General features: G+C 70.1%; 21 protein-coding genes. 2 read left to right on the top strand and 19 right to left on the bottom strand.

Annotated elements, in window-relative coordinates:
• Positions 1-23: 23 nt before the first annotated feature.
• The 8 genes from AC0KTA_RS12765 to AC0KTA_RS12800 all read right to left on the bottom strand — a co-directional run bounded on the left by AC0KTA_RS12765 (position 24) and on the right by AC0KTA_RS12800 (position 8,401).
• Positions 24-704, bottom strand: a complete 681-nt coding sequence (locus AC0KTA_RS12765) for a response regulator transcription factor (RefSeq protein ID WP_481055238.1) — start codon at positions 702-704, stop codon at positions 24-26.
• Entirely contained in the window at positions 701-2,026 is a 1,326-nt protein-coding gene (locus AC0KTA_RS12770; protein ID WP_481056403.1) for a sensor histidine kinase, read from the bottom strand. Before AC0KTA_RS12770 ends, AC0KTA_RS12765 begins: the two co-directional genes overlap by 4 nt.
• 35 nt (positions 2,027-2,061) lie before the next feature.
• The gene (locus AC0KTA_RS12775; RefSeq protein WP_481056404.1) at positions 2,062-2,835 is read right to left on the bottom strand and encodes an ABC transporter permease; all 774 of its coding nucleotides are present in this window, start codon (positions 2,833-2,835) and stop codon (positions 2,062-2,064) included.
• Positions 2,836-2,936: 101 nt separating this feature from the next.
• Positions 2,937-3,908, bottom strand: coding sequence for an ABC transporter ATP-binding protein (locus AC0KTA_RS12780; RefSeq protein WP_481055239.1), 972 nt, complete (start codon positions 3,906-3,908; stop codon positions 2,937-2,939).
• A gap of 159 nt (positions 3,909-4,067) precedes the next feature.
• Positions 4,068-6,254, bottom strand: coding sequence for a hypothetical protein (locus AC0KTA_RS12785; protein WP_481055240.1), 2,187 nt, complete (start codon positions 6,252-6,254; stop codon positions 4,068-4,070).
• Positions 6,255-6,394: 140 nt separating this feature from the next.
• Positions 6,395-6,775, bottom strand: coding sequence for a DUF6113 family protein (locus AC0KTA_RS12790; protein WP_481056405.1), 381 nt, complete (start codon positions 6,773-6,775; stop codon positions 6,395-6,397).
• Positions 6,776-7,116: 341 nt separating this feature from the next.
• Positions 7,117-8,070, bottom strand: a complete 954-nt coding sequence (mshB, locus tag AC0KTA_RS12795) for an N-acetyl-1-D-myo-inositol-2-amino-2-deoxy-alpha-D-glucopyranoside deacetylase (RefSeq protein ID WP_481055241.1) — start codon at positions 8,068-8,070, stop codon at positions 7,117-7,119.
• 136 nt (positions 8,071-8,206) lie between these two features.
• Positions 8,207-8,401, bottom strand: a complete 195-nt coding sequence (locus AC0KTA_RS12800) for a hypothetical protein (RefSeq protein WP_030359751.1) — start codon at positions 8,399-8,401, stop codon at positions 8,207-8,209.
• A gap of 211 nt (positions 8,402-8,612) precedes the next feature.
• On the opposite strand from AC0KTA_RS12800, the gene AC0KTA_RS12805 reads away from it, so the two are divergent.
• A complete protein-coding gene (locus AC0KTA_RS12805; RefSeq protein WP_481055242.1) occupies positions 8,613-10,787 on the top strand; it encodes a S9 family peptidase in 2,175 nt (724 codons plus the stop codon).
• A 167-nt stretch (positions 10,788-10,954) separates the two neighbouring features.
• On the opposite strand, the gene AC0KTA_RS12810 is transcribed toward AC0KTA_RS12805, so the two are convergent.
• The 5 genes from AC0KTA_RS12810 to AC0KTA_RS12830 form a co-directional block, all read right to left on the bottom strand.
• Positions 10,955-11,977: an ABC transporter ATP-binding protein gene (locus tag AC0KTA_RS12810; RefSeq protein ID WP_481055243.1), complete on the bottom strand. Its 1,023-nt coding sequence runs from the start codon at positions 11,975-11,977 to the stop codon at positions 10,955-10,957.
• Complete coding sequence (locus AC0KTA_RS12815; RefSeq protein WP_481056406.1) at positions 11,970-12,959, bottom strand: ABC transporter ATP-binding protein; 990 nt, start codon at positions 12,957-12,959, stop codon at positions 11,970-11,972. Before AC0KTA_RS12815 ends, AC0KTA_RS12810 begins: the two co-directional genes overlap by 8 nt.
• A 42-nt stretch (positions 12,960-13,001) precedes the next feature.
• Positions 13,002-13,994, bottom strand: a complete 993-nt coding sequence (locus tag AC0KTA_RS12820) for an ABC transporter permease (protein WP_481055244.1) — start codon at positions 13,992-13,994, stop codon at positions 13,002-13,004.
• Positions 13,987-14,910: an ABC transporter permease gene (locus AC0KTA_RS12825; RefSeq protein ID WP_481055245.1), complete on the bottom strand. Its 924-nt coding sequence runs from the start codon at positions 14,908-14,910 to the stop codon at positions 13,987-13,989. The genes AC0KTA_RS12820 and AC0KTA_RS12825 overlap by 8 nt, the downstream gene beginning before the upstream one ends.
• A 67-nt stretch (positions 14,911-14,977) precedes the next feature.
• Entirely contained in the window at positions 14,978-16,606 is a 1,629-nt protein-coding gene (locus tag AC0KTA_RS12830; RefSeq protein WP_481055246.1) for a peptide ABC transporter substrate-binding protein, read from the bottom strand.
• A 286-nt stretch (positions 16,607-16,892) separates the two neighbouring features.
• Here AC0KTA_RS12830 and AC0KTA_RS12835 point away from each other — a divergent pair, with 286 nt between their 5' ends.
• The gene (locus AC0KTA_RS12835; protein WP_481055247.1) at positions 16,893-17,948 is read left to right on the top strand and encodes a methyltransferase; all 1,056 of its coding nucleotides are present in this window, start codon (positions 16,893-16,895) and stop codon (positions 17,946-17,948) included.
• Between the two features lie 99 nt (positions 17,949-18,047).
• Here the strand turns inward: AC0KTA_RS12835 and AC0KTA_RS12840 are convergent, their stop codons facing one another.
• From AC0KTA_RS12840 to typA, 6 genes are all read right to left on the bottom strand, one after another.
• The gene (locus AC0KTA_RS12840) at positions 18,048-19,214 is read right to left on the bottom strand and encodes an ABC transporter ATP-binding protein (protein ID WP_481055248.1); all 1,167 of its coding nucleotides are present in this window, start codon (positions 19,212-19,214) and stop codon (positions 18,048-18,050) included.
• On the bottom strand, positions 19,207-20,265 hold the full coding sequence (locus AC0KTA_RS12845; RefSeq protein WP_481055249.1) for an ABC transporter ATP-binding protein: 1,059 nt from the start codon (positions 20,263-20,265) through the stop codon (positions 19,207-19,209). Before AC0KTA_RS12845 ends, AC0KTA_RS12840 begins: the two co-directional genes overlap by 8 nt.
• Before the next feature lie 11 nt (positions 20,266-20,276).
• Positions 20,277-21,239: an ABC transporter permease gene (locus tag AC0KTA_RS12850; protein ID WP_481055250.1), complete on the bottom strand. Its 963-nt coding sequence runs from the start codon at positions 21,237-21,239 to the stop codon at positions 20,277-20,279.
• Positions 21,232-22,161 carry an ABC transporter permease gene (locus AC0KTA_RS12855; protein WP_481055251.1) on the bottom strand — a complete coding sequence of 310 codons (930 nt, stop codon included), beginning with the start codon at positions 22,159-22,161 and terminating at the stop codon, positions 21,232-21,234. The genes AC0KTA_RS12850 and AC0KTA_RS12855 overlap by 8 nt, the downstream gene beginning before the upstream one ends.
• A gap of 89 nt (positions 22,162-22,250) precedes the next feature.
• A complete protein-coding gene (locus AC0KTA_RS12860) occupies positions 22,251-23,873 on the bottom strand; it encodes a peptide ABC transporter substrate-binding protein (RefSeq protein ID WP_481055252.1) in 1,623 nt (540 codons plus the stop codon).
• A 469-nt stretch (positions 23,874-24,342) separates the two neighbouring features.
• Positions 24,343-26,250 carry a translational GTPase TypA gene (typA, locus tag AC0KTA_RS12865; protein ID WP_481055253.1) on the bottom strand — a complete coding sequence of 636 codons (1,908 nt, stop codon included), beginning with the start codon at positions 26,248-26,250 and terminating at the stop codon, positions 24,343-24,345.
• Positions 26,251-26,267: the final 17 nt, after the last annotated feature.

The raw sequence follows: 26,267 nt of genomic DNA on the forward strand, positions 1-26,267 counted from the left end.
CGGACCGGCGCGGAGCGACCGGCTCAGAGCCAGCCCTTCTCCCGTGCGATGCCTACCGCCTCCGCGCGGTTGCGTGCTGCCAGCTTCTGGATGGCCGTCGAGAGGTAGTTGCGGACCGTGCCCTGGGAGAGGTGCAGGGCGGCGGCGAGCTCGGCGTTCGTGGCGCCGTCGGCCGCGGCGCGCAGGATCTCGCGCTCGCGGTCCGTCAGCGGGTTGGCGCCCTCGGCCAGGGCGGCGGCCGCCAGCGTGGGATCGATGACGCGTTCCCCCGCGAGCACCCGGCGCACCGCGTCGGCGAGCTGGGCCGCGGGCGCGTCCTTGACCAGGAAGGCGACCGCCCCGGCCTCCATGGCGCTGCGCAGATAGCCGGGCCGCCCGAACGTGGTGAGCACGACGACCTTCAGCTCCGGCAGCGCGGCCCGCAGCTCCGCGGCCGCCTCGATGCCGGTCCGCCCGGGCATCTCGATGTCCAGGAGCGCCACGTCCACGGCGTGGGCGCGGGCGGCGGCCAGGACCTCGTCGCCCCGGGCCGCCTGCGCGACGACCTCGATGTCCGGCTCCAGGCCGAGCAGCGCCGCGAGCGCCTCGCGGACCATCGACTGGTCCTCGGCCAGGAGCACCCGGATGGGCTGCCCCTCACCGGCGTCGGTGGGGCGGTCGGGTGCGGGCCCGGTGGCCTCCGCGGGGCTGTGCGTGCCGGTCATGCGGACGATCCTAGGGCGGTGGGCGCGGCGTGCTCCGCCGGGCCCGGCCCCATGGGTACGCGGGCGACGAGCCGGAATCCCGGCCGGTCACCGCCCTGCCGCCGCGGGCCGCGGCCGGGGCCCGTGCGGGTGCCGGGGCCCGTGCCCGAGGTGACGTCGAGGGCGCCGCCGACCGCCTCGAGCCGCTCCGTGAGCCCCGTCAGGCCGTTGCCGGGGCCACTGCCGGGCGCGGGCCCCACGCCGTCGTCCTCGACGACCAGCTCCAGGACGGGGCCCGCGAGGGTCTGGCGGCGGGCGAGGCCGACCGTGCAGCGGCGGGCGCCGCTGTGCCGCACGACGTTGGTGACCGCCTCGCGCAGCGCCCAGGCGAGGGCGGCCTCCCGCTCCTCGTCGTCCACACGCTCCTCGTCGGCCACGACACGGTCCTCGTCGGCCACACACTGCTCGTCGGCCACATCCTCCCCGCCGGACCTGCGCCCCCCGTCCGGAACCTCCAGCGGCACCTCCGCGTCGATCCCCGCCGCCGTGAGGGCCGTGCGGGCCCCGGCGAGCTGTCCGGGCAGGGTGAGCCTGCGATAGCCGGTGACGGCCTCGCGCACGTCCACCAGGGCCTGGCGGCTGACCTGTTCGATGTCCGCCACCTGCTGGGCGGCCTTGTCCGGGTGGCCGGGGAGCATCCGCCCGGCCAGCTCGCTCTTCAGCGTGATCAGCGACAGGGAGTGGCCGAGCAGGTCGTGCAGATCGCGGGCGAGCCGCAGCCGCTCCTCGTTGGCGGCCAGTTGGGCGACCGTCGCCCGCGCCTGGCGGAGCTGGACCGTCGTACGGATCAGATGGCGTACGCCGGACATCGCGAACCCGACGAGGAAGGTCGTCACGCCGAGCCCGGTGACCATGTCGGCCACCCCCACCCCTTGGGCGTACACGCCGATCGCCAGCATCAGCGCGGTGACGGACGGGATCACCCACAGCGCCTGCCGCATCGGCAGGACCGCGCCCGCGGACACCGCGACGTACACCCACAGGCCGAGCCAGGCGGCGTCCATGCCGGTCGACAGGGCGGCCGCGAGGACCACGAGCGCCCCGTACGTGACGTACACCCAGCGCCAGACGAGCACCCTCGTCGTGTAGCGGAAGACCAGGACGAGGTAGCAGCCGATGAACGCGGCGAGGCCGAGCGAGCCGAGCACGGTCGCCGCCGCGGAGCGGCCGCCGTCCGCCAGGTCCTTCACCGGCGCCGCCATGAAGACCAGCCAGATGCCGATCCAGCCGAGCTTCGCGCGGGCCGCACGGCGGTCCGTGGGCGCGCGGCCGAAGCTGTGCATGGGGTGACGGCGGTCGTCGAGGTCCAGTGGTTCGTTCACGCCTTCAGTGTGTCCTTCCGGTACAGCCACGCGGCGCCCGCCGCGAACAGCACGAAGTACGCCACAAGCAGCGCGACGTCGCCCGCGTGCGGCGCGTCGCCCAGCTCGATGGACCGGCCGAGCGCGGCGTACGCGTGGGTGGGCAGCCAGTCGGCGACCTTCTGGAGCCACGTCGGGAACGTGGTCGCCGGCATCCACAGGCCGCCGAGCACGGACAGCGCGAAGTACAGGATCATCGCGATCGGCCGCACCGAGTCGCCCGTCGCGAGATAGCCGACGGCCACGCCGAGCGCGGCGAAGCACAGGCTGCCCGCCCAGATGGCGCCGGTCAGCGCGAGCCACTGCCAGGCGTCCAGGCGTACGTCCTTGACCAGGGCGGCGACGGCGAACACGACCACGATCGACGGCAGGCTGACCACGGCCGCGCTGGCCGTCTTGGCGAGCACATAGCCGCGGCCCGGCAGGCTCGTCAGCCTGAGCTGGCGCACCCAGCCGCTCTCGCGCTCCTTGGCGATGCGCTCGCTGTTGCCCATGAGGACGGCCGTCAGCGCGCCGAACGACGCCATCGACACCATCATGAACGCGGGCATGCTCAGCCCGCTGTCCCCGACCCGGGTGGAACTGTCCGCTCCGCCCGCGATGATCAGGAAGAGCATCGCCGGATAGAGCACGGAGAAGAACAGGAACTTCTTGTTCCGCAGGGAGCGGGTCAGCTCCAGCTTGACGAGGGCTCCCGACGTGAAGGCGGCGGTGCTGCGCGGGCTGGTCATGGGGGTCTCCGTGGTGCCGGTTGGCGAGGTGGCGTACGAGGTGTCGGTGGGCGCGGCCGGGGTGCTGGTGCGCGCGGCCGGGGTGTTGGTAGGCGCGGTCGTCATGCTGCCTTCGCCTCCTCCGCCGCCGTGATCGCGACGAACGCCTGCTCCAGGCCGAGGCCCGCGACCTCCAGGTTGCGGGGGTAGACGCCGAGGCCGTACAGCGCGTGCACGGTCGCGTCGGCGTCCGTCGACTGGAGCCGGACCGTGTGCCCGGACACGTCGAGCGTGGACACGAACGGCAGCTGCCGCAGCTCCAGGGCGAGCTCCCCGTCGTGCTCGTACAGCTCCTCCAGGTCGAAGCTGACCTTGCGGGCGCCCGCCTTCGCCTTGATCTCGGCGGCCGTGCCGTCCGCGAGGAGCCTCCCGCGGTGCAGCACCAGGACCCGGTCCGCGATCGCGTCGGCCTCCTCCAGGTAGTGCGTGGCGAACAGGACCGCGCGGCCCTGGTCCGCCTGCTCCCGCATGGTCGCCCAGAAGGCCTGGCGCGCCGTCACGTCCATGCCGGTCGTCGGCTCGTCCAGGACGACCAGGTCGTTGGCCCCTGCGGTGGCGAGCGCGAACCGGACGCGCTGCTCCTGGCCACCGGAGAGCTTGTTGACCTTGCGGTCGGCGATCTGGGTGATGCCCGCGTGGGCGAGGACGTCGTTCACGCGGTACGGGCGCGGGTGCAGGGCGCAGGCGAGGCGGACCAGCTCGCGGACGGTGACCTCGTCCATGAGGCCGCCGCTCTGCAGCATCGCGCCGACGCGGCCCGCGGTGATCGCCTCGCGCGGGCTCGTGCCGAACACGCTCACCGTGCCGCTGTCGGGGGTCTTGAGCCCGAGCAGCAGGTCGAGGGTGGTCGACTTGCCCGCACCGTTCGGCCCGAGCAGCGCCACCGTCTCGCCGGGGTACAGGTCGAGGCTCAGGCCGTCGACGGCTCGTACGTCGCCGTAGGCCTTGGTCACCGCGTCGAACCGCACGGCGCTCGCGGCAGGGCGGGCCGCACGTCCCGCCGTGGTTGTCACTGTCGTCGTCATGTGCACCATCGTTGCTGGTCAGAGCGGTGCGACGGCAGTGTCGACTGTGGTGACATCCGCATGACAGATGTCATGCGGGCGGGGTGACGGACGGCTCGGACGGCACACACGAAGGCGCCGGGCGGGCCAGAAACCTGGACCCGCCCGGCGCCTTCGGAAACAGCCGCGCTAGTTCGCGTTCGTCTCGATCACACCCGTCCGCTCCGCCGTCGTCTTGCCCCGCAGGGCCTTGCCCATCGCCTGGGCGACGTCCGTCGGCTGGACCGGTGTCTTCTTGCCGTTGCCGCGCTGGATCAGGATGCCGTCGAAGGTGTTGCCGTAGAGCTGCTTGAGCGCTGCGAGGTCGTACGTCTCGACGAGCTTGCCGCCGTTGACGACCTTCACGCCGAGCACCTGCGGCAGCGACTTCGCCGGGCCGAGCGGGATCGACTTGCCGCCCGCCGTGATCGTGACGTTGGCGGACATGGCGGGCTTGGCGAACTGCTTCATGAACCGGTCGACCTCGGCGTTCGAGACGCGCGGCTTCCGGTTGGTGACGGGCACCGCGACAGTGCCCGCGCTGCCGGTCTCGACCTGCTTCTTGTACGCCTCGGCGACCGCCGTCGACGACTTCTCGGCGTCGATGCCCTTGCCCGCCTTGCCGTAGACGGGGACGGCCTTGCCGGGCACGAACTTGACCGTGCCCTCCTTGGCCGAGCCGGAACCGCCGGCGGAGCGCTCCAGGGCGGCCGTCAGCTTCTCCTCGTCGACGGGCATGACGGGCTCGACGACGCGCTCGCCGCCGAAGAGGCCGCCGATCACCGACACCGGGTTGTAGTCGCTGCCCGCGGCTTCGCGCACGGTGGCCTGGCTGTCGAGGGTGAGGCCCGCCTGGTCCGGCTTCAGGGTGACCTGGTCGCCGCCCACCGTCAGCTTCAGCGGCTTGTTCACGCGCTCGCCGAGCGCCGCGTCGAGCTTCTTCACGGCCTCGTCGCGGGTGCCGCCGCCGACGTCGACACCGAGGACGGTGGTGCCCTTCGGTACGTCGGCGTGGTTCATCAACAGGCCCGCGCCGTACGCCCCGCAGCCGAGGACGACGACCAGGCCGCCCAGGAGGACCAGCTTGTTGCGGCCCTTCTTCTTGGGCGCGGGCGCGGCCGGCACGTTCGGCTTGACCGGCTCGGGCAGCTTGGGCGGGGTGTGCGGGCCCGGCTCTTCCAGGTGCGCGCCGGGCGCGAACGGCGAGTTCTGCGCGGGCGGGACGACCGGGATGCCGCTGTTCAGGGTGTCGCCGGAGACATTGCCGCCGGGGGCGCCCGCACCGGGGACGCCGGGCCCGGGCGGGCGCTGGCCGCCGGGGCCGCCCGGGCCGCCGGGCACGGGCTTCTGCGGGGTGAGGATGGCGGTGTCGTCGCTCATGCGGCCGGGGCCACCGGGGCCGCCGAGGCCGTCGCCCAGGGGGCCCGAGCCGTCGGGGAAGGCGTCGGACCCGGAACCGTAGGGTCCGTTGTCGTACGTACCGCCACGGTCGTCGTACGCGTCGGAACCGTCGGGGTACCCGCCCTGCTGGGCCTGCGGCGGCGTGGGCGGCAGCATCGGACCGTCGCCGGTCACCGGCCCCCCGGTCGGCCCGGCGGGACCGTAGTCGCCTTCGCCGCCGGAGAAGTACGGCAGGTCCCCGCGCTGCGGCTCGCCGCCGCCCGGTCCTCCCGACCCCAGCGGCCCGGCCGCGACGGCACCGGACACGTCGTACGAACCGGTGCCGGAACCCGAACCCGAGCCGGGCAGACCGGAAGAAGCAGACGAAGGCGAACCGGAAGGAGTCTCCCCTCCCGAAGCCGCCCCACCCTTCGGGGAACTCTTGCGCGGCGCGAACCAGTCACTCGTCTTCTCGTCGCCGTCCTCATCCCCGGCGGAAGCCTGCGGCGGCGCCGCGGAGGGAGAACCGGCGGCGGAGCCCGCGGAGGCGGCGGACGAGGGCGCGGAGGACGCCCCCGTGGCCGAAGGACCGGAGAGCCCCGTCGCGCCCGCGCCGCTGAGGGCACCCGCGCTCGCGCCCGAACCCGCGCTCCCGGCGCCGTCCGCGCGCGTGGGGTCGGTGCCTCTCTCGCCGTCGCCGTCGCCGACCGGCGTGCGCATCACGACGGGCGGGATCGGCCGCGAACCGGGGATGTTGATCCGGATGCGGGTGGTCAGCGTGGTCTCGGTCTTGGGTTCGTCGTTCCGCTCGTCGCCGGCCCCCTGGCCGACGCCGTCCGGGCCGCCGTCGGGCGTGGCGCCCTGTGCGGGCGAGCCGTACGGCGGCGTCCCCGAGGGGTACGCAGCTCCCGTGCGCCCCTGGGGACCGGAGGACGAACTGTCAGTTTCACGACTCAAGGCAGGTTCTCCTGGTTGGCTCCGCCGCCCGTCTCGACCACTCGGGCGGCTCGGCGGCGCGCACCACCATACTGGCCGCCGCCCACGGGCATCCCGTGACCGGCTTCAAACCCGTGCAGGACAAGGGTTCAAGTGGTACGTCACTTGCCAAGTCGGGCGTCGGACGGGCCCGGTTGCGGTGACTGCCCGAGGGTGGCACACATCACAGCCACGCCCATACCGCCCAGCAGGAACGCGTACGAGCCGATGCCCGCGCCGAACACGAAGTCGCCCTCCGGCCGCGTGGCCGTGAGCAGCATGACGGCGGCGAGCCAGCCCGCGGCGGGGGCCACGGCCCCGCCCCGGGTGCCCGTGGCGCGCGAGCCGCCGTAGAAGGCGCCCGCGGAGCCGAGGAGGGCCAGCAGCAACCCGCCCGGGAACCACGCCTGTTGGACCAGCGCGCCCGCGAGGCCGACGACCGCGCCGAGCACGAAGAGCCCGGCGTACGCGGCCAGGCGGGCGACGTTGAGCGGCTGCGCCAGGAAGCTTCCCGGCGCCGCGGCCGCACCGGACCCGCCGGACCCACCGGAACCGGCGGCCCCACGCGCGGGAGCCGCCGCTCCCCCGCGCCCGACACCCCCGGAAGCACCTCTTCCGCTCCCCCCGGACACCCCCCCGGCACGGGCACCCTTGGCCGCCTTGCCCGCCGCGGCCTTGCCTGCCGCGCTCTTGCCTGCCGAGGCGTTGCCCGCCGCGGACTTACCCGCCGAGGCCTTGCCGCCCGTCGAGCCCTTGCCCGCCGAGCCCCCGGCAGACGAGCCCTTGCCCACCCCGTCCTGCCCCGCCGACTTGCCCGCCGACGAAGAAGCCCTGGACCGCGCGCTCACTTCGCGCCCTCCGTCTCCGCCGCGTCGCGCCCCGCGCGGTCGCGCCCCGCGGAGTCGAGCCCGTCGAGCCCCGCGAACAGATCCGTCTCGCGCACTCCGCGCACCGTGCCCGCCTCGCCTCTCACCAGTTCGTAGTACTCCACGTCGAAGATCGGCTGCGCCAGGCCGTTGGACAGCGCGAACAGCGGCTCGCTGACCTCGATCTGGGTCGCGTGGGCGCGCATCGCCGCCGCCTTGGCCGCCCCGAAGGCCCGCGCGTCGATCTCCGCCGTGACGCGCTCGTCGTCGGTCACGCCCGGCACGTCGGCCACCGTGGCGGTGGCCGTGAACGGCGAGTCGCCGAGGGCGCCCGCCAGCCACCGGAAGCGTTCCTCGACGACGGAGCGGGGCGCGCGGTTCCAGTAGATCTTGGCGACGGTGTGCGGCTCGCCCAGGTCGGCGCGGAAGGCGGGCTCGGCCGCGAGGTCCGCGGCGCGCATGGCGACGCGGTGGGCCTGGATGTGGTCGGGGTGGCCGTAGCCGCCGTCCGGGTCGTACGTGACGAGCACCTGGGGCCGGACCTCGCGGATCACCTCGACGAGATGCGCGGCGGCCTCGTCGACGTCGGCGGACCAGAAGGCGCCGGGGCGGTGGTTCTGCTCGATGCCCATCATCCCGGAGTCGCGGTAGCGGCCGGTCCCGCCGAGGAAACGGTGGTCGGCGACGCCGAGCTCCTTCATCGCGGCGGCGAGCTCACCGATGCGGTGCGCGCCGAGCGCGTCCTCCCGGTCGGCGGTCAGCTGCGCCAGCGAGGGCGGGATGACCTCGCCCTCCTCGCCGAGCGTGCAGGTCACCACCGTGACTCGGGCGCCCTCCGCCGCGTACTTGGCCATGGTCGCGCCATTGTTGATCGACTCGTCGTCGGGGTGCGCGTGCACGAGCAGCAGGCGCCGGGCGGGCTGTTCCGTCATGGGAACAGCCTACGAGCCCGCGGCGCACCGCCGCGGGCCCGAGCCCTCGTCCCCGTTGGCCTCCCCGTCCCCGTTGGCCCCCGCCCCCCCTGGCCTCCCCGGGCCGCCGGACAGCGGCCACGCCCATCGGGCACCGTCAGAACTTGATGTCCTCGATGACCCCCGCGAGGTTCGTCGACAGCTCATCGATGGTCGGCGCGAGCGACGAACTGGCGAGATAGAAGCCGAGCAGCGCGCACACGATCGCGTGGATCGTCTTGAGCCCCTGTTTCCGCACCAGCATGACCACGATGATCGCCAGCAGCAGCACCACCGATACCGAGAGTGCCACGGCGGTTCACCTCCCATTCCCGTGTCCTGACAAAGATCCCGACCCACTGTCCCGAGCTGCCCCGAGCCGCCCCCTGCGTCTGGCCGACAGGACTCAACTCACCGTGCCAGCAAGGTCATACCCACCAAGCGCTACGGATCATAACTATGTGTCGGGCCACATGAGTCGGAGCACCGCAGCACGAGGGGCGCATCGGCCATAGGCTCGGGGAATGACCACCGAGACCCCCGAAACCGACGGGCCCCAGGAAGGTGCCGCGCAGCGGCTTTCCTTCCCTCGGCAGCACGCCCGAACGCAGCGCTTCTCCCTCGGAGCGCCCCGAGCCTTCACCGTGGCTCCCGACGGTTCCCGCGTCGTCTTCGTACGCTCCGCCTCAGGCACCGACCGGACCGGCCGGCTGTGGGTCCTCGACCTCGCGGACGGGGACGCGGCCGAACGCGTCGCCGCCGATCCGCAGGTGCTCCTCGACGGCTCGGAGGAGCATCTGTCGGCGGCGGAGCGGGCGCGGCGCGAACGCAGCCGCGAGGGCGGCGCGGGCATCGTCGGGTACGCCACCGACGCGGCCGTGGAACTGGCCGCCTTCGCGCTGTCCGGCAAGCTGTTCGCCGCGGAGCTGCGCGCGGGCACGGCGCGCGAACTGCCCGTGCCAGGACCGGTGATCGACCCGCGGCCCTCGCCCGACGGCCGTCACATCGCGTACGTCTCCGGGGGCGCCCTGCGCGTCACGGGCGCCGACGGCGGGGACGACAGGGCGCTCGCGGCACCGGACGCGGTGGAGGCGGACACGGTGACGTACGGGCTCGCGGAGTTCATCGCGGCCGAGGAGATGCAGCGCTTCCGCGGCTTCTGGTGGTCGCCCGAGTCCGACCGGCTCCTGGTCGCGCGGGTGGACGACGCGCCCGTACAGCGCTGGTGGATCGCGGACCCCGCGCACCCGGACCGGGAGCCGACGAAGGTCGCGTATCCGGCGGCGGGCACGGCCAACGCGGACGTACGGTTCTTCGTGGTCGGTCTGGACGGCGTGCGCACGGAAGTCGCGTGGGACCGCGCCCGCTACCCGTACCTGGCGCGGGTGCACTGGTCGTCGGAGGGCGCGCCGCTGCTCCTGGTGCAGTCCCGCGACCAGCGCAGCACCCTCTACCTCGCGGTGGACCCCGAGATCGGCTCGACGCGGATGGTGCACGCCGACGAGGACGACGACTGGCTCGAACTCTTCCCCGGCTCGCCCTGCTGGTCGCCGAGCGGGCGGCTCGTGCGGATCGCGGACGAGGGCGGCGCGCGGGTCCTCGCCTGGGGCGAGCGGCCGCTGACGAGTTCGTCGCTCCATGTGCGCGCGGTGCTCGACGTGACCGAGGACTCCGCGCTGATCTCGGCGTCCGCGGGTCCGGGGGCCGCCGATCCGGAGCTCGGCGAGGTGCACGTCTACCGCGTCAACGAACTCGGCGTGGAGCGGGTCTCGCAGGAGCCCGGGGTGCATTCGGCCGTGCGGGCGGGCGATGTCACCGTGCTGGTTTCGGCCACTCTCGACCGTCCCGGCTCACGGGTGTCCGTGCTGCGCGACGGCAAGCAGGTGGCCACCGTCGCCTCGCACGCCCAACGGCCGGGGCTCACCCCGCGCGTGACGCTCACCGAAGGGGGCGCGCGGCAGATTCCGTGCGCCGTGCTGCTCCCCACGGGGTACGACCCGGCGGACGGGCCGCTTCCGGTACTCATGGATCCGTATGGCGGTCCGCACGCGCAGCGCGTCCTCAAGGCGCAGAACGTCTACCTCACCTCGCAGTGGTTCGCCGACCAGGGCTTCGCCGTCGTGGTCGCCGACGGGCGGGGCACCCCAGGCCGTTCCCCCGCCTGGGAGAAGTCGATCAACGGAGACCTGACCCGCACCCTCGACGACCAGGTCGAGGCGCTGCACGCCCTCGCCGGGCGCTTCCCCCTCGACCTGAACCGCGTCGCCATGCGCGGCTGGTCCTTCGGCGGCTATCTCTCCGCCATGGCCGTCCTGCGCCGTCCCGACGTCTTCCACGCGGCGGTGGCCGGCGCGCCCGTGACGGACCTCCGCCTCTACGACACCCACTATCAGGAGCGGTACCTGGGCGACCCGTCCACCTCCCCCGACGCCTACCGCAACAGCTCCCTCGTCACCGACGACGGGCTCGTCGACCCCGGCGAACCGCACCGGCCGATGCTGATCATCCACGGCCTCGCCGACGACAACGTGGTCGTCGCGCACGCGTTGCGGCTGTCCTCGGCGCTGCTCGCCGCGGGGCGCCCCCACGAAGTCCTGCCCTTGTCCGGGGTCACGCACATGACCCCCCAGGAACAGGTCGCCGAAAACCTGCTCCTCCTCCAAGTCGACTTCCTCAACCGGGCGTTGCGGCTTACCTAGCCGCGCCGTCGCCCTCACAGCACGACCGGCCGGGGTGATATGGCGCACCCCGGCCGGTCCAACGGCACCCGCACGGCCGTACGCCCCCAGGATGGCGCGCCCTCATATCAGCCCCGGGTCGCCGAGGTTGCCGCCCTGTTTCCTGCACGCCGCCGCGCACCGCCTCCTCACGGCACCACGTGCTTCTCCTCCGCGAAATGGCAAGCCGAATCATGCGCCGCAGGCCCACTCACGCCCCGGAACTCCGCCGGAACGGCAAGCGCCGGGACCTCAAGGGCGCACCGCTCCCGCGCCTTCCAGCAGCGGGTCCGAAACCGGCACCCCGAGGGCGGATTCGCGGGCGAGGGCACATCCCCGCTCAGAATGATCCGTTCGCGGTGCTCCCGCGCCCCGGGATCGGGCACCGGCACGGCCGACAGCAGCGCCTGCGTGTACGGATGCGTCGGATGCTCGTAGATCTCCGCGTCCGACCCGGTCTCGACGATCCGCCCGAGGTACATGACCCCCACGCGGTCGGAGATGTGCCGGACGATCGACAGATCGTGGGCGATGAAGACGTACGACAGCTCGAATTCGCTCTGCAGCCGCTCCAGCAGGTTCACGACCTGCGCCTGCACCGACACATCGAGCGCGGACACCGGCTCGTCCGCGACGATGACCTCGGGCCGCAGCGCGAGCCCCCGCGCGATGCCGATGCGCTGCCGCTGCCCGCCGGAGAACTGGTGGGGATAGCGGTTGATGTATTCGGGGTTGAGGCCCACCACGTCCAGGAGGTCCTGGACCTTCTGGCGGCGCGAGCCCTTCGGGGCCACCTCGGGGTGGATCTCGTACGGCTCCCCGATGATGTCCCCGACCGTCATACGGGGGTTCAACGACGTGTACGGGTCCTGGAACACCATCTGGATGTTCCGGCGGACGGCCTTCAGGGCGCGCCCGGACAGCCTGGTGATGTCCTCTCCCTTGTAGCGGATTTCGCCGGCGGTCGGCCGCTCCAGGTTGACCAGCATCTTCGCGACCGTGGACTTCCCGCAGCCGGACTCCCCGACGATGCCGAGCGTCTCGCCGGTGCCGAGGTCGAAGTCCACGCCGTCGACGGCCTTCACCGCACCGATCTGACGCTTGATCAGGATCCCCTGCGTGAGCGGGTAGTGCTTCACGAGCCCGCGCACTTGAAGGATGGGCTCAGCCACGGAGGGTCTCCTTCCAGAAGTGGCAGGCGCTGCGCCGCTCGGCCGTCAGTCCCTCGTACGTGACCTTGGCCAGCGGCGGGACGTCGGTGCGGCACACGTCCTGGGCCATCGGGCAGCGCGGGTGGAAGGCGCAGCCTGACGGGATGTTCATGAGGTTGGGCGGCAGGCCCTTGATGGCGAAGAGGTCCTGGCCCTTCTGGTCGACGCGCGGGATCGATTCGAGCAGGGCCTTGGTGTACGGGTGCGCGGGGGCCTTGTAGATCTCGTGGACGGGGGCCTTCTCGACGATGCGGCCGGCGTACATGACGGCGATGGTGTCGGCCACGTCGGCGACCACGCCCAGGTCGTGGGTGATCAGGATGAGGCCCATGTTCAGCTCGCGCTGGAGCTCGGCGAGCAGGTCCATGACCTGGGCCTGGACCGTGACGTCCAGGGCGGTCGTCGGCTCGTCGGCGATGATCAGGGACGGTTCGAGCGCCATCGCCATCGCGATCATGATGCGCTGGCGCATGCCGCCGCTGAACTGGTGCGGGTACTGGGTGACGCGCTCCCTGGCGGCCGGGATGCGCACCCGGTCCATCAGCTCGATCGCCTGGGCCCGCGCGTCCTTGCGGGACATCCCCCGGTGCACGGTGAACATCTCGCCGAGCTGGTCGCCGACGCTGAGCACCGGGTTCAGGGAGCTCAGCGCGTCCTGGAAGATCATGGCCATCTCGGCGCCGCGGATCTTGCGCCGCTCGTCCTCCTTGAGCTTCAGCAGGTCCTGGCCCTGGAAGAGGATCTGACCGGAGGTGATGCGGCCGGGCGGGACGTCGAGGATGCCCATGATCGCCTGGGCGGTGACGGACTTGCCCGACCCGGACTCGCCGAGCACGGCGAGCGTCTCGCCCGCCCGCACGCCGTAGTCGACGCCGTTCACGGCCTTGGCGACGCCGTCGCGGGTCCTGAACTCCACGTGCAGGTCCCGCACTTCGAGCAGCATGGGGGCCGGGGTTGCCGTGGGTGCCTCGGTTGCCATGGGCGCCTACCTCAGCTTCGGGTCGAGGGCGTCGCGCACCGCGTCGCCGAGCATGATGAACGCGAGGACGGTGATCGCCAGGGCGCCGGCGGGCCAGAGCAGCATGTGCGGGGCGTTGCGGATGTACTGGGACGCGGCGGAGATGTCGATGCCCCAGCTCACCGTCGGGGGTTTCAGGCCGACGCCGAGGTACGACAGGGTCGCTTCGAGCGCGATGTACGTACCGAGCGCGATGGTCGCGACGACGATGACCGGCGCGACGGCGTTGGGCGCGATGTGCCGGAGCAGCATCCGCGAGTTGGAGGCGCCGAGGGCGCGGGCGGCCTGCACGTAGTCGTTCTGTTTCGCGGTGATCACCGAGCCGCGGGCGATGCGGGAGATCTGCGGCCAGCCGAGCAGCACCATGAAGCCGATCACCGGCCAGACGGTGTTGCTGGTGACGACCGAGAGCAGCACCAGACCGCCGAGGACGACCGGGATCGCGAAGAAGACGTCGGTGATGCGGGAGAGGATCGCGTCCCACACCCCGCCGAAGAACCCGGCGAGCCCGCCGAGCACGCTGCCGAGCACGGCGACGCCGAGGGTGGCGCACACGCCGACGGTGACGGAGGCGCGGGCGCCGTGCACGGTCCTCGTGTAGACGTCGCAGCCCTGCCCGTCGTAGCCGAAGGGATGACCGGGCGAGGAGCCCTTCTGGGCGTTGGCGAGGTCGCAGTCCAGCGGGTCGCCGGAGGCGATCGCGGAGGGCCACAGCGCGATGAACACCAGAAACAGAATGATCAGGCCCGAGATGATGAAGATCGGGTTGCGGCGCAGGTCGCGCCAGGCGTCGGACCACAGGCTGCGGGCGGGGGTGCCGGGTCCGGTGCCGCCCGGGCCGCCGGGGGCGGCGGGCTCCGCCGGCGCCAGCGTCGTCGCCTCGCTCGCGGCGAGATCCATCGCGCCGCCCGCGCCGGTCCCGGCGATGACCCCCTCGGTGGGCTCATGGGGTTCAGGCATAGCGGATCCTCGGGTCGAGTACGGCGTACAGCAGGTCGACGATCAGGTTCGCCACCAGGAAGACCAGGACGAGCACCGTCACGAACCCGACCACGGTCTGGGTGCTCTGCCGCAGAATCCCCTGGTAGAGCTGGAAGCCGACGCCGTGGATGTTGAAGATCCGCTCGGTGACGATGGCGCCGCCCATCAGCGCGCCGACGTCCGTGCCGATGAAGGTGACCACCGGGATGAGTGAATTCCGCAGCAGGTGCTTGGTGATGACGCGCCGCCGCGGCAGCCCCTTGGCCACGGCGGTGCGTACGTAGTCGGCGCGCCGGTTCTCGGCGATGGACGTCCGCGTGAGCCGCGTGACGTACGCGAGCGAGACGGAGGCGAGCACGAGCCCCGGCACGATCAGCTCGTCGACGGTCGCCTCGGAGGACACCGACGGCTTGATGACGTCCCACTTCACGCCGAGCAGCAGCTGGAGCAGCAGACCGGTCACGAACGTCGGTACGGAGATGACGATCAGGGTGAGGAGCAGCACCCCCGTGTCGATGGGCTTGCCGCGCCGCAGCCCCGTGACGACGCCGAGCGTGATGCCGATGACGATCTCGAAGACGATGGCGACGAGGGTGAGCCGGATGGTCACCGGGAACGCCGTCGACATCAGCTCGGTGACCTTCTGCCCGTTGAAGGCGGTGCCGAAGTCCCCCGTGAAGACGTTGCCCATGTACGTCGCGTATTGCTGCCACACGGGCTTGTCGAGGCCGAACTCCCTCTTGAGCTGGGCGGCCGTCGCGGGATCGCACTTGCGGTCGCCGCACAGGCCCGCGATGGGGTCACCCATCACGTTCACCATCAGGAAGATCAGCAGCGTGGCGCCGAAGAAGACCGGGATCATCTGCAGCAGACGCCGGATCACATAACGACCCATGGGGCTCGCTCCGGGAGTAGAGGGAGCGGCCGCCCGGCGCGGGGGCCGAACGGCCGCTCCACCGACGTCAGTTGACCTTGATCGCCTCGTACACCGGCACGCTGAACTGGTTCAGCGAGACGTCGGAGACCCGGTCGGAATAGCCGGCGCTGCCGTTCTGGTACCAGAGCGGGATGGCGGGCATGTCCTTGGCGAGGATCTTCTCGGCGTCCTGGAACTTGGTGACGGCCTTGGCGGTGTCCGTCTCTCCGTTGGCCTCGTTGATGAGCTTGTCGAAGTCCTCGTTGGAGTACTTGCCGTCGTTCGACGAGGCGTCCGTGAAGTAGTTCGGCTCCAGGAAGTTCTGGATCAGCGGGTAGTCCATCTGCCAGCCCGCGCGCCAGGCACCGTCCAGCTTCTGCTGCGAGGCCTGGCTCCTGAAGTCGGCGAAGGTGCCGATCGGGTTGCCGACGCACGCGTTGCCCTTGCCGAGCGCCTTGTTGATGGAGTTGCAGACGGCGTCCACCCACTCCTTGTGCGAGCCGGTGTCCGCGTTGTACGAGATCTTCAGGGTGCCGCCGGGGATGCCGCCGCCCTCCTCGACCAGCTTCTTGGCCTCGTCGGCGTCGTACTCGCACCACTCGCCGCACAGGCTGTCGCTGTAGCCGCCGTCCTTGCCGAGCACCGGCGAGGTCCAGTCCTTGGCGGGCGTGCGGGTCTTCTGGAAGATCGTGTCGGTGATCTGCTCGCGGTTGATGGCCCGGGAGAGCCCCTGCCGGACCTTCTCCGCGCCCGGCTTGTCCCACTTCTTGTCGTAGAAGGGGAAGGCGAGGGTCTGGATGATCCCGGCGGGGGTGTTGATGTACCGGTCCCCGAGGTCGCTCTTCACGTTCTTGAGCTGGGAAGCCGGAACATCATCGACAAGATCCAGATTCCCCGCCATCAGGTCCGTGTACGCGGTGTTGTTGTCGGTGTAGACCTTCAGGTCCACGCCGCCGTTCTGCGCCTTGTCGTCCCCGCTGTAGCCGTCCCACTTCCTGAGCTCCATCTTGGAGCCCTTCTGGTACGACTTCACGGTGTACGGGCCGTTGCCGATCGGCTTGGAGAGCCAGGCCGCGCGGTCGTCGAAGAAGGCCTTGGGCAGGGGGGCGAAGGACGGGTAGCCGAGGGTGTCGGGCCAGGTGGAGAACTTCTGCGTGAGCTTCACGGTGAAGGTCTTGTCGTCGACGACCTTCAGTCCGGACAGGGTCTCGGCCGTCGCGTCCCCCTTCTCCGGGTGGACCTTGTCGTATCCCTCGATGTACCCGAAGAAGTAGGCGTTCTTCTGGTTGTTCTTGAGATGCGCCCCGTAGTTCCAGGCGTCGACGAACGACTTGGCGGTGACCGGCTCTCCATTGCTGAACTTCCACCCGTCCTTGATCTTGACGGTGAAGTTCTGCGAGTCCTTCGTGTCGATCGACTCGGCGATCATGTCCTGCGCCTCGCCGGTCTTCGGGTCGTACCGCTTCAGCCCGCGCACGATCATGTCGAGGACCTTGCCGCCCTGCACCTCGTTCGTGTTCGCCGGCTCCAGCGGGTTCTGCGGATCTCCCCAGGAGGACCCCACGATCCCGGAGCCGTCGCCACCGCCGCCGTCGCTCCCACCCCCACAGGCCGTCGCCGCGAGCGCGACGGCCACCGCACATCCGGCCCACTTGGCCCGCGTGGCTCCACGCATGCCCTGCCTCCTCGAGTGCTCTGCGCGCCTGCTGTACGCGCGATACCGCCAAATATCGCGGCAGAGGGCATGAACCGCACATTTAGCCCGGCCGTATGAGGAGGAGGCCATCCGGATGTACGTACGTCGCGTGGCGCCGGGGGCGGACCCGAGCACCCGAACGGATGTGCCGACAGCCGGGCGCGCGTGGCCGGACTTCGCCGGTCCCGTCGGCAGCAGTCGTGACAGGTTCAACCTCGCACTGCGACCCTGACGGCACCTCCAAGTCGAGGACGGGAGCCGTACGTTGACCAGTTCGTCCAGCCCCACCGAACCGGCCGGTTCGGCCGCGGAGACCACCGCACCCGGCCCCGAGGACGCCATCGCCCTGATGGGGCTCGTCTTCGGCTCGGTCTTCTCCTCCGCGCTGCGCACCGTCACGGTGCACCGCGTCGCCGACCATCTCGCGCAGGGCCCGCTGCCCGTGGACGAGCTCGCCCGGCGGGCCGAGGTGCACGCGGACTCGCTGCGGCGGGTGCTGCGGCTGCTCGCGAGCCGGGGTGTCTTCCGCGAGCGGGAGCCCGGCGTGTTCGAGCTGACGCCCGCGGCGCAGGGCCTGCGGGAGGGGCCCGGTTCCCTGCGGGACGGGGTTCTCTTCGGTACGGGAGAGTCCATGACGCGTGCGTTCGGCGCGCTCGAAGACGCCATCCGGACGGGGACGCCCGGCTTCGAGGTCGCCCACGGGGCGCCCTTCTTCGAGTACCTGGCGGGTCACCCCGAGGCACAGGAGAGCTTCGACAAGGGCATGTCGTCCTTCTCCGGTCCGCTCGACGACATCATCGCCACGACCTACCCATTCCCCAACAGCGGCACCGTCGTGGACGTGGCCGGCGGCCGGGGCGGGCTCCTGCGGGCCGTGCTCCGGCACCACCCGGGGCTCTCCGGCATCCTCTTCGACCAGGAGCAGACCGTCGCCGGGCACCTGCTCGACGTCAAGGAACTCGCGGGCCGCTGGCGCGTGGAGAACGGCGACTTCTTCCGGGCCGTCCCCGAGGGCGGCGACCTCTACGTCCTCAAGCACATCCTCCACGACTGGAACGACGAGCACAGCCTGCGCATCCTGGCCTCCATCCGCGCCGTCGTCCCGCCCACCGGCCGCCTCCTGGTCGTCGACACCGTCATGCCCGAAGGCAACGACCCCGACCTCAGCAAGGTCATGGACGTCATCATGCTGAACGTCCTCACCGGCCGCGAACGCACGGAGGACGAGTTCAACTCCCTGTTCCAGCAAGCCGGTTTCACCCTGACCCGCATCATCGAGACAGGGGCGTTCCCCGCGCTCATCGAGGCCGTGCCGGTCTGACGCGGACAGGGGACAGGTACGAATGGATACGCGCATGGGGGCGCCCCCGGCCTTTTCCGGCCGGGGGCGCCCCCATGTACGTACGACGACCTCGCGGCGCTACGCCGCGTGCACCACGTTCTTCTCCTCCGCGAAGTGGCACGCCGACTCGTGGGCGGCAGGGGTGTCCTCGCCCGCGAAGCGCTCCGGGATCGCGAGCAGCGGGACCTCCTCCGCGCACTTGTCCTGCGCCTTCCAGCAGCGGGTGCGGAAGCGGCAGCCGGACGGCGGGTTCGCCGGGGACGGGACGTCGCCGGTGAGGATGATGCGCTCGCGGCCCTCGCGGGCCTCCGGGTCCGGGACGGGGACCGCGGAGAGCAGCGCCTGCGTGTACGGGTGCGTCGGGTGGTCGTAGATCTGCTCGTCGGAGCCGATCTCGGCCATCTTGCCCAGGTACATCACGCCCACGCGGTCCGAGATGTGCCGGACGATCGACAGGTCGTGCGCGATGAAGATGTAGGACAGGTTGAACTCGTCCTGGAGCTTCTCCATCAGGTTGATGACCTGGGCCTGGACGGACACGTCCAGGGCCGAGACCGGCTCGTCGCAGATGATGATCTCGGGGTTGAGCGCCAGGCCGCGCGCGATGCCGATGCGCTGGCGCTGACCGCCCGAGAACTGGTGCGGGTAGCGGTTGATGTACTCGGGGTTGAGGCCAACCACGTCCAGGAGGTCCTGGACCTTCTGGCGGCGCGAGCCCTTCGGGGCCACCTCGGGGTGGATCTCGAACGGCTCCCCGATGATGTCGCCCACCGTCATACGGGGGTTGAGCGACGTGTAGGGGTCCTGGAACACCATCTGGATGTTCCGGCGGACGGCCTTCAGGGCGCGGCCCGACAGCTTGGTGATGTCCTGGCCCTTGTAGAAGACCTCGCCCGCCGTGGCCCGTTCCAGGGTCATGAGCAGCTTCGCGACCGTCGACTTGCCGCAGCCCGACTCGCCCACGATGCCCAGCGTCTCGCCCTGGTAGAGGTCGAAGGAGATGCCGTCGACCGCCTTCACCGCGCCGATCTGGCGCTTGATGAGGACGCCCTGGGTGAGCGGGAAGTGCTTGACCAGATTGCGGACCTGGAGGATCGGCTCGCCGCGCTCGGCGGGGGCCTCGATCGCGGCCACGGCCTCTTCCGGCGTCGCGGCGTCGACCGTTTCCACCTCGGAGACGTTCGGCGTGGCGTCCGTCGGCTCGTCCGCCGCTGCGGGCTCGGCGCCCTTGTTCAGCTCAGCCATGGATCGTCTCCTTCCAGAAGTGGCACGCGCTGCCGCGGCCCGCGAGCTCCGCGCCGTCCCGCTCCGTCACGGGAACGAGCGCCGGGACGTCCGTACGGCAGATGTCCTGCGCCTTCGGGCAGCGCGGGTTGAACGCGCAACCGCCCGGGATCTTGAGCAGGTTGGGCGGCAGGCCCTTGATCGCGTAGAGCTCGTGGCCCTTCTGGTCAAGGCGCGGGATCGAGTCGAGCAGACCGCGCGTGTACGGGTGCGCCGGGCGCTTGTACAGCTCGTGCACCGGGGCCGTCTCCACGATCCGGCCCGCGTACATGACGGCGATCTTGTCCGCCACGTCCGCGACCACGCCGAGGTCGTGGGTGATGAGGATGAGCCCCATGTTGTACTCGCGCTGCAGCTCCGCGAGCAGGTCCATGACCTGGGCCTGGACCGTCACGTCGAGGGCCGTGGTCGGCTCGTCGGCGATGATCAGGTCGGGCTCCAGGGCGAGCGCCATCGCGATCATGATGCGCTGGCGCATACCGCCGGAGAACTGGTGCGGGTAGTCGTTCACCCGCTCCTTGGCGGCCGGGATCTTCACCCGCTCCATCAGCTCGATGGCCTTGGCCTTGGCCTGCTTGCGGCTCATGCCGTCGTGCACGCGGAACATCTCGCCGAGCTGGTAGCCCACGCTCAGCACCGGGTTCAGGGACGACAGCGCGTCCTGGAAGATCATCGCGATCTTGCGGCCGCGGATCTTCCTGCGCTCCTCGTTGGACATCTTCAGCATGTCCTGGCCACGGAAGAGGATCTCGCCCTGCGGGATCTTTCCGGGCGGCATGTCGAGGATGCCCATGATGGCCTGCGCGGTCACGGACTTGCCGGAGCCGGACTCGCCGAGCACGGCGAGCGTCTCCCCCGCGTCCACGCTGTAGTTGACACCGTTCACGGCCTTGACCACGCCCTCGCGGGTGTGGAACTCGACGTGCAGGTCGTTCACGTCGAGCAGTCGGCCGCTCTTTCCCTCGCCCGAGCGGGGAGCGGGAACGTCCGCGGTTTTCTCAGTGATCGTCACGTACGCCTCCCTCAGCGCAACTTCGGGTCGAGGGCTTCGCGTACGGCGTCACCCATCATGATGAACGCCAGCACGGTGAGGCTCAGCATGCCGGCCGGGAACAGCAGGACATGCGGGTTGTTCCGGATGAACTGCGTGCCGTCGGAGATGTCGCCGCCCCAGGAGATGGCGTTCTCCCCGAGCCCGAGTCCCAGGTAGGACAGGGTCGACTCGGCGACGATGTACGTACCGAGCGCGATCGTCGCGATGACGATCACCGGAGCGATGGCGTTCGGCAGGATGTGCCGGAACAGGATCCGCTTCGTCCCGGCACCGAGCGCCCGCGCCGCCACCACGTAGTCCGCGTGCTTGGTCGTGATGACCGCGCCGCGCATCACGCGGGCGATCTGCGTCCAGCCCAGGAAGGCGAGGGCGCCCATCACCACCCAGACGGTGCGGTTGGTGAAGGCGTTGAGCACGACCATCGAGCCGAGCAGGAACGGGATGCCGAAGAACACGTCGGTGATCCGGGAGAGCAGGCTGTCCCAGAAGCCGCCGAAGTAGCCGGCGAGCATGCCGACCAGGCCGCCGAAGACGGTGACCAGGATGGTCACGCCGACGCCGACCACGATGGAGTTGCGCGCGCCGTAGAGGACGCGGGCGTAGATGCTGCGGCCCGTCCCGTCGTAACCGAACCAGTCGGCCTGGAAGAAGTGGCCCAGCTCGGGCTTGCCCAGGAAGTGCTTCGCCTGGTCGCCGGTCTCCGGGTTCGCGTCGGTGAACAGGCCGGGGAAGGCCGCCACCAGGAGGAACAGCACGATCAGGAGCGCGGAGATCACGAACAGCGGGTTGCGGCGCAGGTCCCGCCAGGCGTCGCCCCAGAGGCTGCGGGGCTTGCCGGGCGCGGGCACCGCGGAGACCGCGGCTCCGGCCACGACCTCGTCCTGTGCCGCCGCCGCCCCGTCCACGGTCGAGGTCTTGGTCAGGTCAGGCATAACGGATCCTCGGGTCCAGGACCGCGTAAAGCAGGTCGACGAGCAGGCTGGCGAGGAGGTACACGAGCACCAGGACGGTCACGATGCCGACGATGACCGCGCCCTCACGGCGGGCCAGCGAGGTGAAGAGCAGGTTGCCGACGCCGGTGACGTTGAAGATGCCCTCGGTGATGACCGCGCCGCCCATCAGCGTGCCGATGTCCGTGCCCAGGTAAGTGACCACGGGGATCAGCGAGTTGCGCAGCAGGTGCCGGGTGATGATGCGCTGCTTGGGCAGCCCCTTGGCCACCGCGGTCCGCATGTAGTCCGCCGACCGGTTCTCCGCGATGGACGTGCGCGTCAGCCGGGCGACGTACGCGAGGCCGACCAGGCCGAGCACGAGCGCGGGCACCATCAACTGCCCCATGTCCTCGGAGTCCTGGACCGTGGGCGTGATCCATTGCCACTCGTTGCCCATGTAGAGCTGGAAGAGCAGACCGACCACGAAGATCGGCACGGAGATCACGAGGAGCGTGAACAGCGTCACCGCGTTGTCCACGATGCGGCCACGCCGGATACCCGCGAACACGCCCAGGGTGATACCGACTACGAGCTCGAACGTCCACGCCATGGCGGCGAGGCGCGCCGAGACCGGGAAAGCCTGCGTGATCTCGTCAAGAATGGGTCTGTTGCCCGCGATGGTGTTGCCGAAGTCCCCTTGGAACAGGCCCTTCATGTAGTGCAGATACTGCTCCCACAGCGGCAGGTCCAGGCCGCGGTCGTGCTTGATCTGCGCCACCTGCGCCGGGTCCGGCGGCTTGTCCCCCCAGAGCGCCCGCACCGGGTCGCCGGGAAGGACGTTCACCATCAGGAAGATCAGCAGGGTTGTCCCGATGAAGACCGGGATCATCTGGAGCAGTCGCCTCGCGACGTAGCGCCCCATTGGTGCCTCCGTCCATTGCGGAGAGCCGTCCGGAAGCGACGCCCGGGGTCGCCGGGCGTCGCTTCACGGGTACGGAACTCCGGCGACTGCTACTTCTCGAAGACCTCGACCTCGGAGAGGATCGGGTCACCGGCCTGGTCGAACTCCACGTTCTTCACGTTCTTCGAGTACGCGGAGTTCGTGGTGTTGTACCAGAGCGGGATGCCCGGGAAGCTGTTCTTCAGCTCCGCCTCGGCCTGGTTGTACAGGTCGGCGGACTCTTCGATGGTCTTGGCGTTGTCGGCCTTCTTGACCAGCTCGTCGAACTTCTTGTCCGAGAAGCCGCCCTTGTTGCCGTCGACGCCGGTGCCGTACAGGTCACCGAGGAAGTTGCCGTTGAACGGGTAGTCGAGCACCCAGCCCGAGCGGTAGATCGACTTGACCTTCTTCTGGTCACGGATCTCCGTGTCGGCCTGGAAGTCGGTCACCGGGTCGCCGACGCACTTCACGCCGACGTTCCGCTGGATGTCGTTGCAGACCGCGGTGACCCAGCCCTTGTGCGGCTGGTCGGCGTTGTACTGGATGGAGATCTTGTTGCCCGGGACGCCGCCGCCGTCCTTGATGAACTGCTTGGCTTTCTTCGGGTCGAACTTGCAGTACTCGCCGCAGGCGCCCGCCTTGTAGCCCTTCACGCCCTTGGCGACCCAGCCGGAGGCCGACTTGCGGGTGCCGTAGAACGTGGTCTTGGCGATGGTCTCGCGGTCGATCGCCATCGACAGGCCCTGGATGACCTTGACGTCGATGTCCTTCCACTGCTTCGTGTAGAAGGCCGGGTTGATCGTGTTGATCGCCGAGAAGTCCGAGGTGATCGCGCGGTCACCGAAGTCGTTCTTGTAGTTGGCGAGCTCGCTGTCCGGGATCAGCGGCATGGTGTCGACGTTGTCGGACCGCAGGTCCTGGTACGCGGCGTTCGGCGTCGTGTACGCCTTGAAGTTGATGCCGCCGTTCTTGGGCTTGTCCTCGCCCTTGTAGCCGGACCAGGCGGTGACCTGGATCGACTTCTTGTGCTGCCAGCTCTTGAACTTGTACGGGCCGTTGCCGACCGGCGCCTCGCCGTACTTCTTCGGGTCCTTCAGGGCCGCCGAGGGCAGCGGGAAGAAGGGCTTGTAGACCAGCTTGTACGCGTAGTACGGGATGCCGGAGTTCAGCGTGATGGTGAAGGTGTTGTCGTCGACGACCTTCAGGCCGGACATGGTCTTCGACTGGGCCTTCCCCTTCTCGGGGTGCACCTTGTCGTAGCCCACGATGTCGCGGTACCAGGAGCTGTTCTGCTGGCCGTTGGCCGGGTCGGCCGCCCAGTTCCAGGCGTCGACGTAGGACTTGGCGGTGACGGCCTCACCGTTGTGGAACTTCCAGCCCGGCTTCAGCTTGACGGTCCACACCTTGTTCGCCTTGTCGGGGGTGACCGACTCGGCGTTCTCATAGGTGATGTTGCCCTGCTTGTCGTAGTGGACAAGCCCCGTGAAGAGCGCGTCGATGACGACGCTGCCGTACGCCTCCATGGTGTTCGACGGCTGCAGGGGGTTCTGCGGCTCACCGTTGGCGTAACTGACGATCCCCTTCGGGTCGACCTTGCCGCTGCCCTTGTCGTCGTCGCCGCCACCACAGGCAGTAGCGGTCAGCGCCACAACACCGGCTATCGCGACCCACTTGGCGCTCTTGGCACCACGCATGGGGTTCCTCCTCATGAGTCCACTTGTTCACAACGAGAGGGGGTACGAGAGACCACGCCGCCACCCCTGACGGCGTTGATCGAGTACCCCAGTGTGCTCGTGAGTCGGCGCTCCCCACAGCGCGTGACCCATTGACCCGAGCGATACGCGGTCAACTATTAGCCATGAGATACGGCCCGACCACACCCTTTTGGTCTCGGTTCAATCACACCTGGCCCGTACAACTTCCAAAATCCGGACAAACCGATCCTAGATAGATGGTTGCGAAACGGACGTGTTACACATCTAACGGTCAGTGGAGTCCGTATACCGGACAGATCGGTGCCGAAAACCGGTTGCCGCGAGGGCGTTGACGACCCCCGGTGGATGTGAGCCGTCGTTCACCGTAGCGCCCCGCACCACGCAAGAGGCCGGTTTTCCCCACTCCGGAGAGTGCGGAAAACCGGCCTCGGGGCGCTACTTGAGGCGCTTAGCCGTGCTTGGCGCGCGACGCGGTGCGGCCGCGCTCCTTCTGGTCCAGGACGACCTTGCGGATGCGCACGGCCTCCGGGGTCACCTCGACGCACTCGTCGTCGCGGCAGAACTCCAGGGACTGCTCCAGGGAGAGCTTGCGCGGGGGCACCACGTTCTCGGTGTTGTCCGCGGAAGCCGCACGCATGTTGGTGAGCTTCTTCTCCTTGGTGATGTTCACGTCCATGTCGTCGGCGCGCGAGTTCTCGCCGACGATCATGCCCTCGTACACCTCGGTGCCGGGCTCGGTGAACAGGACGCCACGCTCCTGCAGGTTGATCATCGCGAACGGCGTGACCGAGCCGGCGCGGTCGGCGACCAGCGAACCGTTGTTACGGGTCGTCAGCGTGCCGAACCACGGCTCGTGGCCCTCGTGGATGGAGTGCGCGATGCCCGTACCACGCGTGTTCGTCAGGAACTCCGTACGGAAGCCGATGAGGCCGCGGGACGGGACGACGAACTCCATGCGCACCCAGCCGGAGCCGTGGTTGGACATGTTGTCCATACGGCCCTTGCGGACGCCCATGAGCTGCGTGACGGCGCCCATGTGCTCCTCGGGCACGTCGATGGTCATGCGCTCGACCGGCTCGTGCACCTTGCCGTCGATCTCCTGGGTGACCACCTGCGGCTTGCCGATGGTCAGCTCGAAGCCCTCCCGGCGCATGGTCTCGACGAGGATCGCGAGGGCCAGCTCGCCACGGCCCTGCACCTCCCAGGCGTCCGGGCGTCCCGTCTCCAGGACACGGAGGCTGACGTTACCGATCAGCTCGCGGTCCAGGCGGTCCTTGACCTGGCGGGCGGTGACCTTGCGGTCCTTGACGGCCGCCTTGGCGTCCGCGCCCTTGCCGGTGCCGCCGCGGCCGACCAGCGGCGAGGTGTTCGTACCGATGGTCATCGAGATGGCGGGCTCGTCGACCGTGATCAGCGGCAGCGCGATCGGGTTCTCGGGGTCGGCCAGGGTCTCGCCGATCATGATGTCGGGGATGCCCGCGACGGCGCAGATGTCGCCCGGGCCCGCCTTCTCGGCGGGCTTGCGGGTGAGGGCCTCGGTCATCATCAGCTCGGTGATGCGGACGTTGGCCATCGTGCCGTCACGCTTGATCCACGCGACCGTCTGGCCCTTGCGCAGCTCGCCCTGCTCGACGCGGAGCAGCGCGATGCGGCCGAGGAAGTTGTCGGCGTCCAGGTTGGTGACGTGGGCCTGGAGGGGCGCGCTCTCGTCGTACTCGGGGGCCGGGACGTGCTGCAGGAGCGTCGTGAAGAACGGCTCCAGGTTGGTGCTGTCGGCCGGGACGGTGCCGTCCTCCGGCTTGGTCAGCGAGGCCACGCCGTCACGGCCGCAGGCGTAGACGATCGGGAACTCGATCTGGTCCTCGTCGGCGTCCAGGTCGAGGAAGAGGTCGTACGTCTCGTTGACGACCTCGTCGATGCGCGAGTCCGGACGGTCCGTCTTGTTGATGCAGAGGATGACGGGCAGCCGCTGCTGGAGGGCCTTGCGCAGCACGAAGCGGGTCTGCGGGAGCGGGCCCTCGGAGGCGTCGACGAGGAGGACGACCGCGTCCACCATCGACAGACCGCGCTCGACCTCGCCGCCAAAGTCGGCGTGGCCGGGGGTGTCGATGATGTTGATGGTGATGACGTCGCCGCCATCCTTCGGGTGGTACTTGACGGCCGTGTTCTTGGCCAGGATCGTGATGCCCTTCTCACGCTCCAGGTCGTTGCTGTCCATCATGCGGTCGTCGAGGGACTCGGCGGCGTGCGCGGCGAAGGCGCCCGCCTGCTTGAGCATGGCGTCGACGATGGTCGTCTTGCCGTGGTCGACGTGGGCGACGATGGCTACGTTACGAATGTCGTGGCGCGTGGGCATGCGAGGTGCGCTTCTCC

The sequence above is a fragment of the Streptomyces sp. Y309 genome (assembly GCF_056712025.1).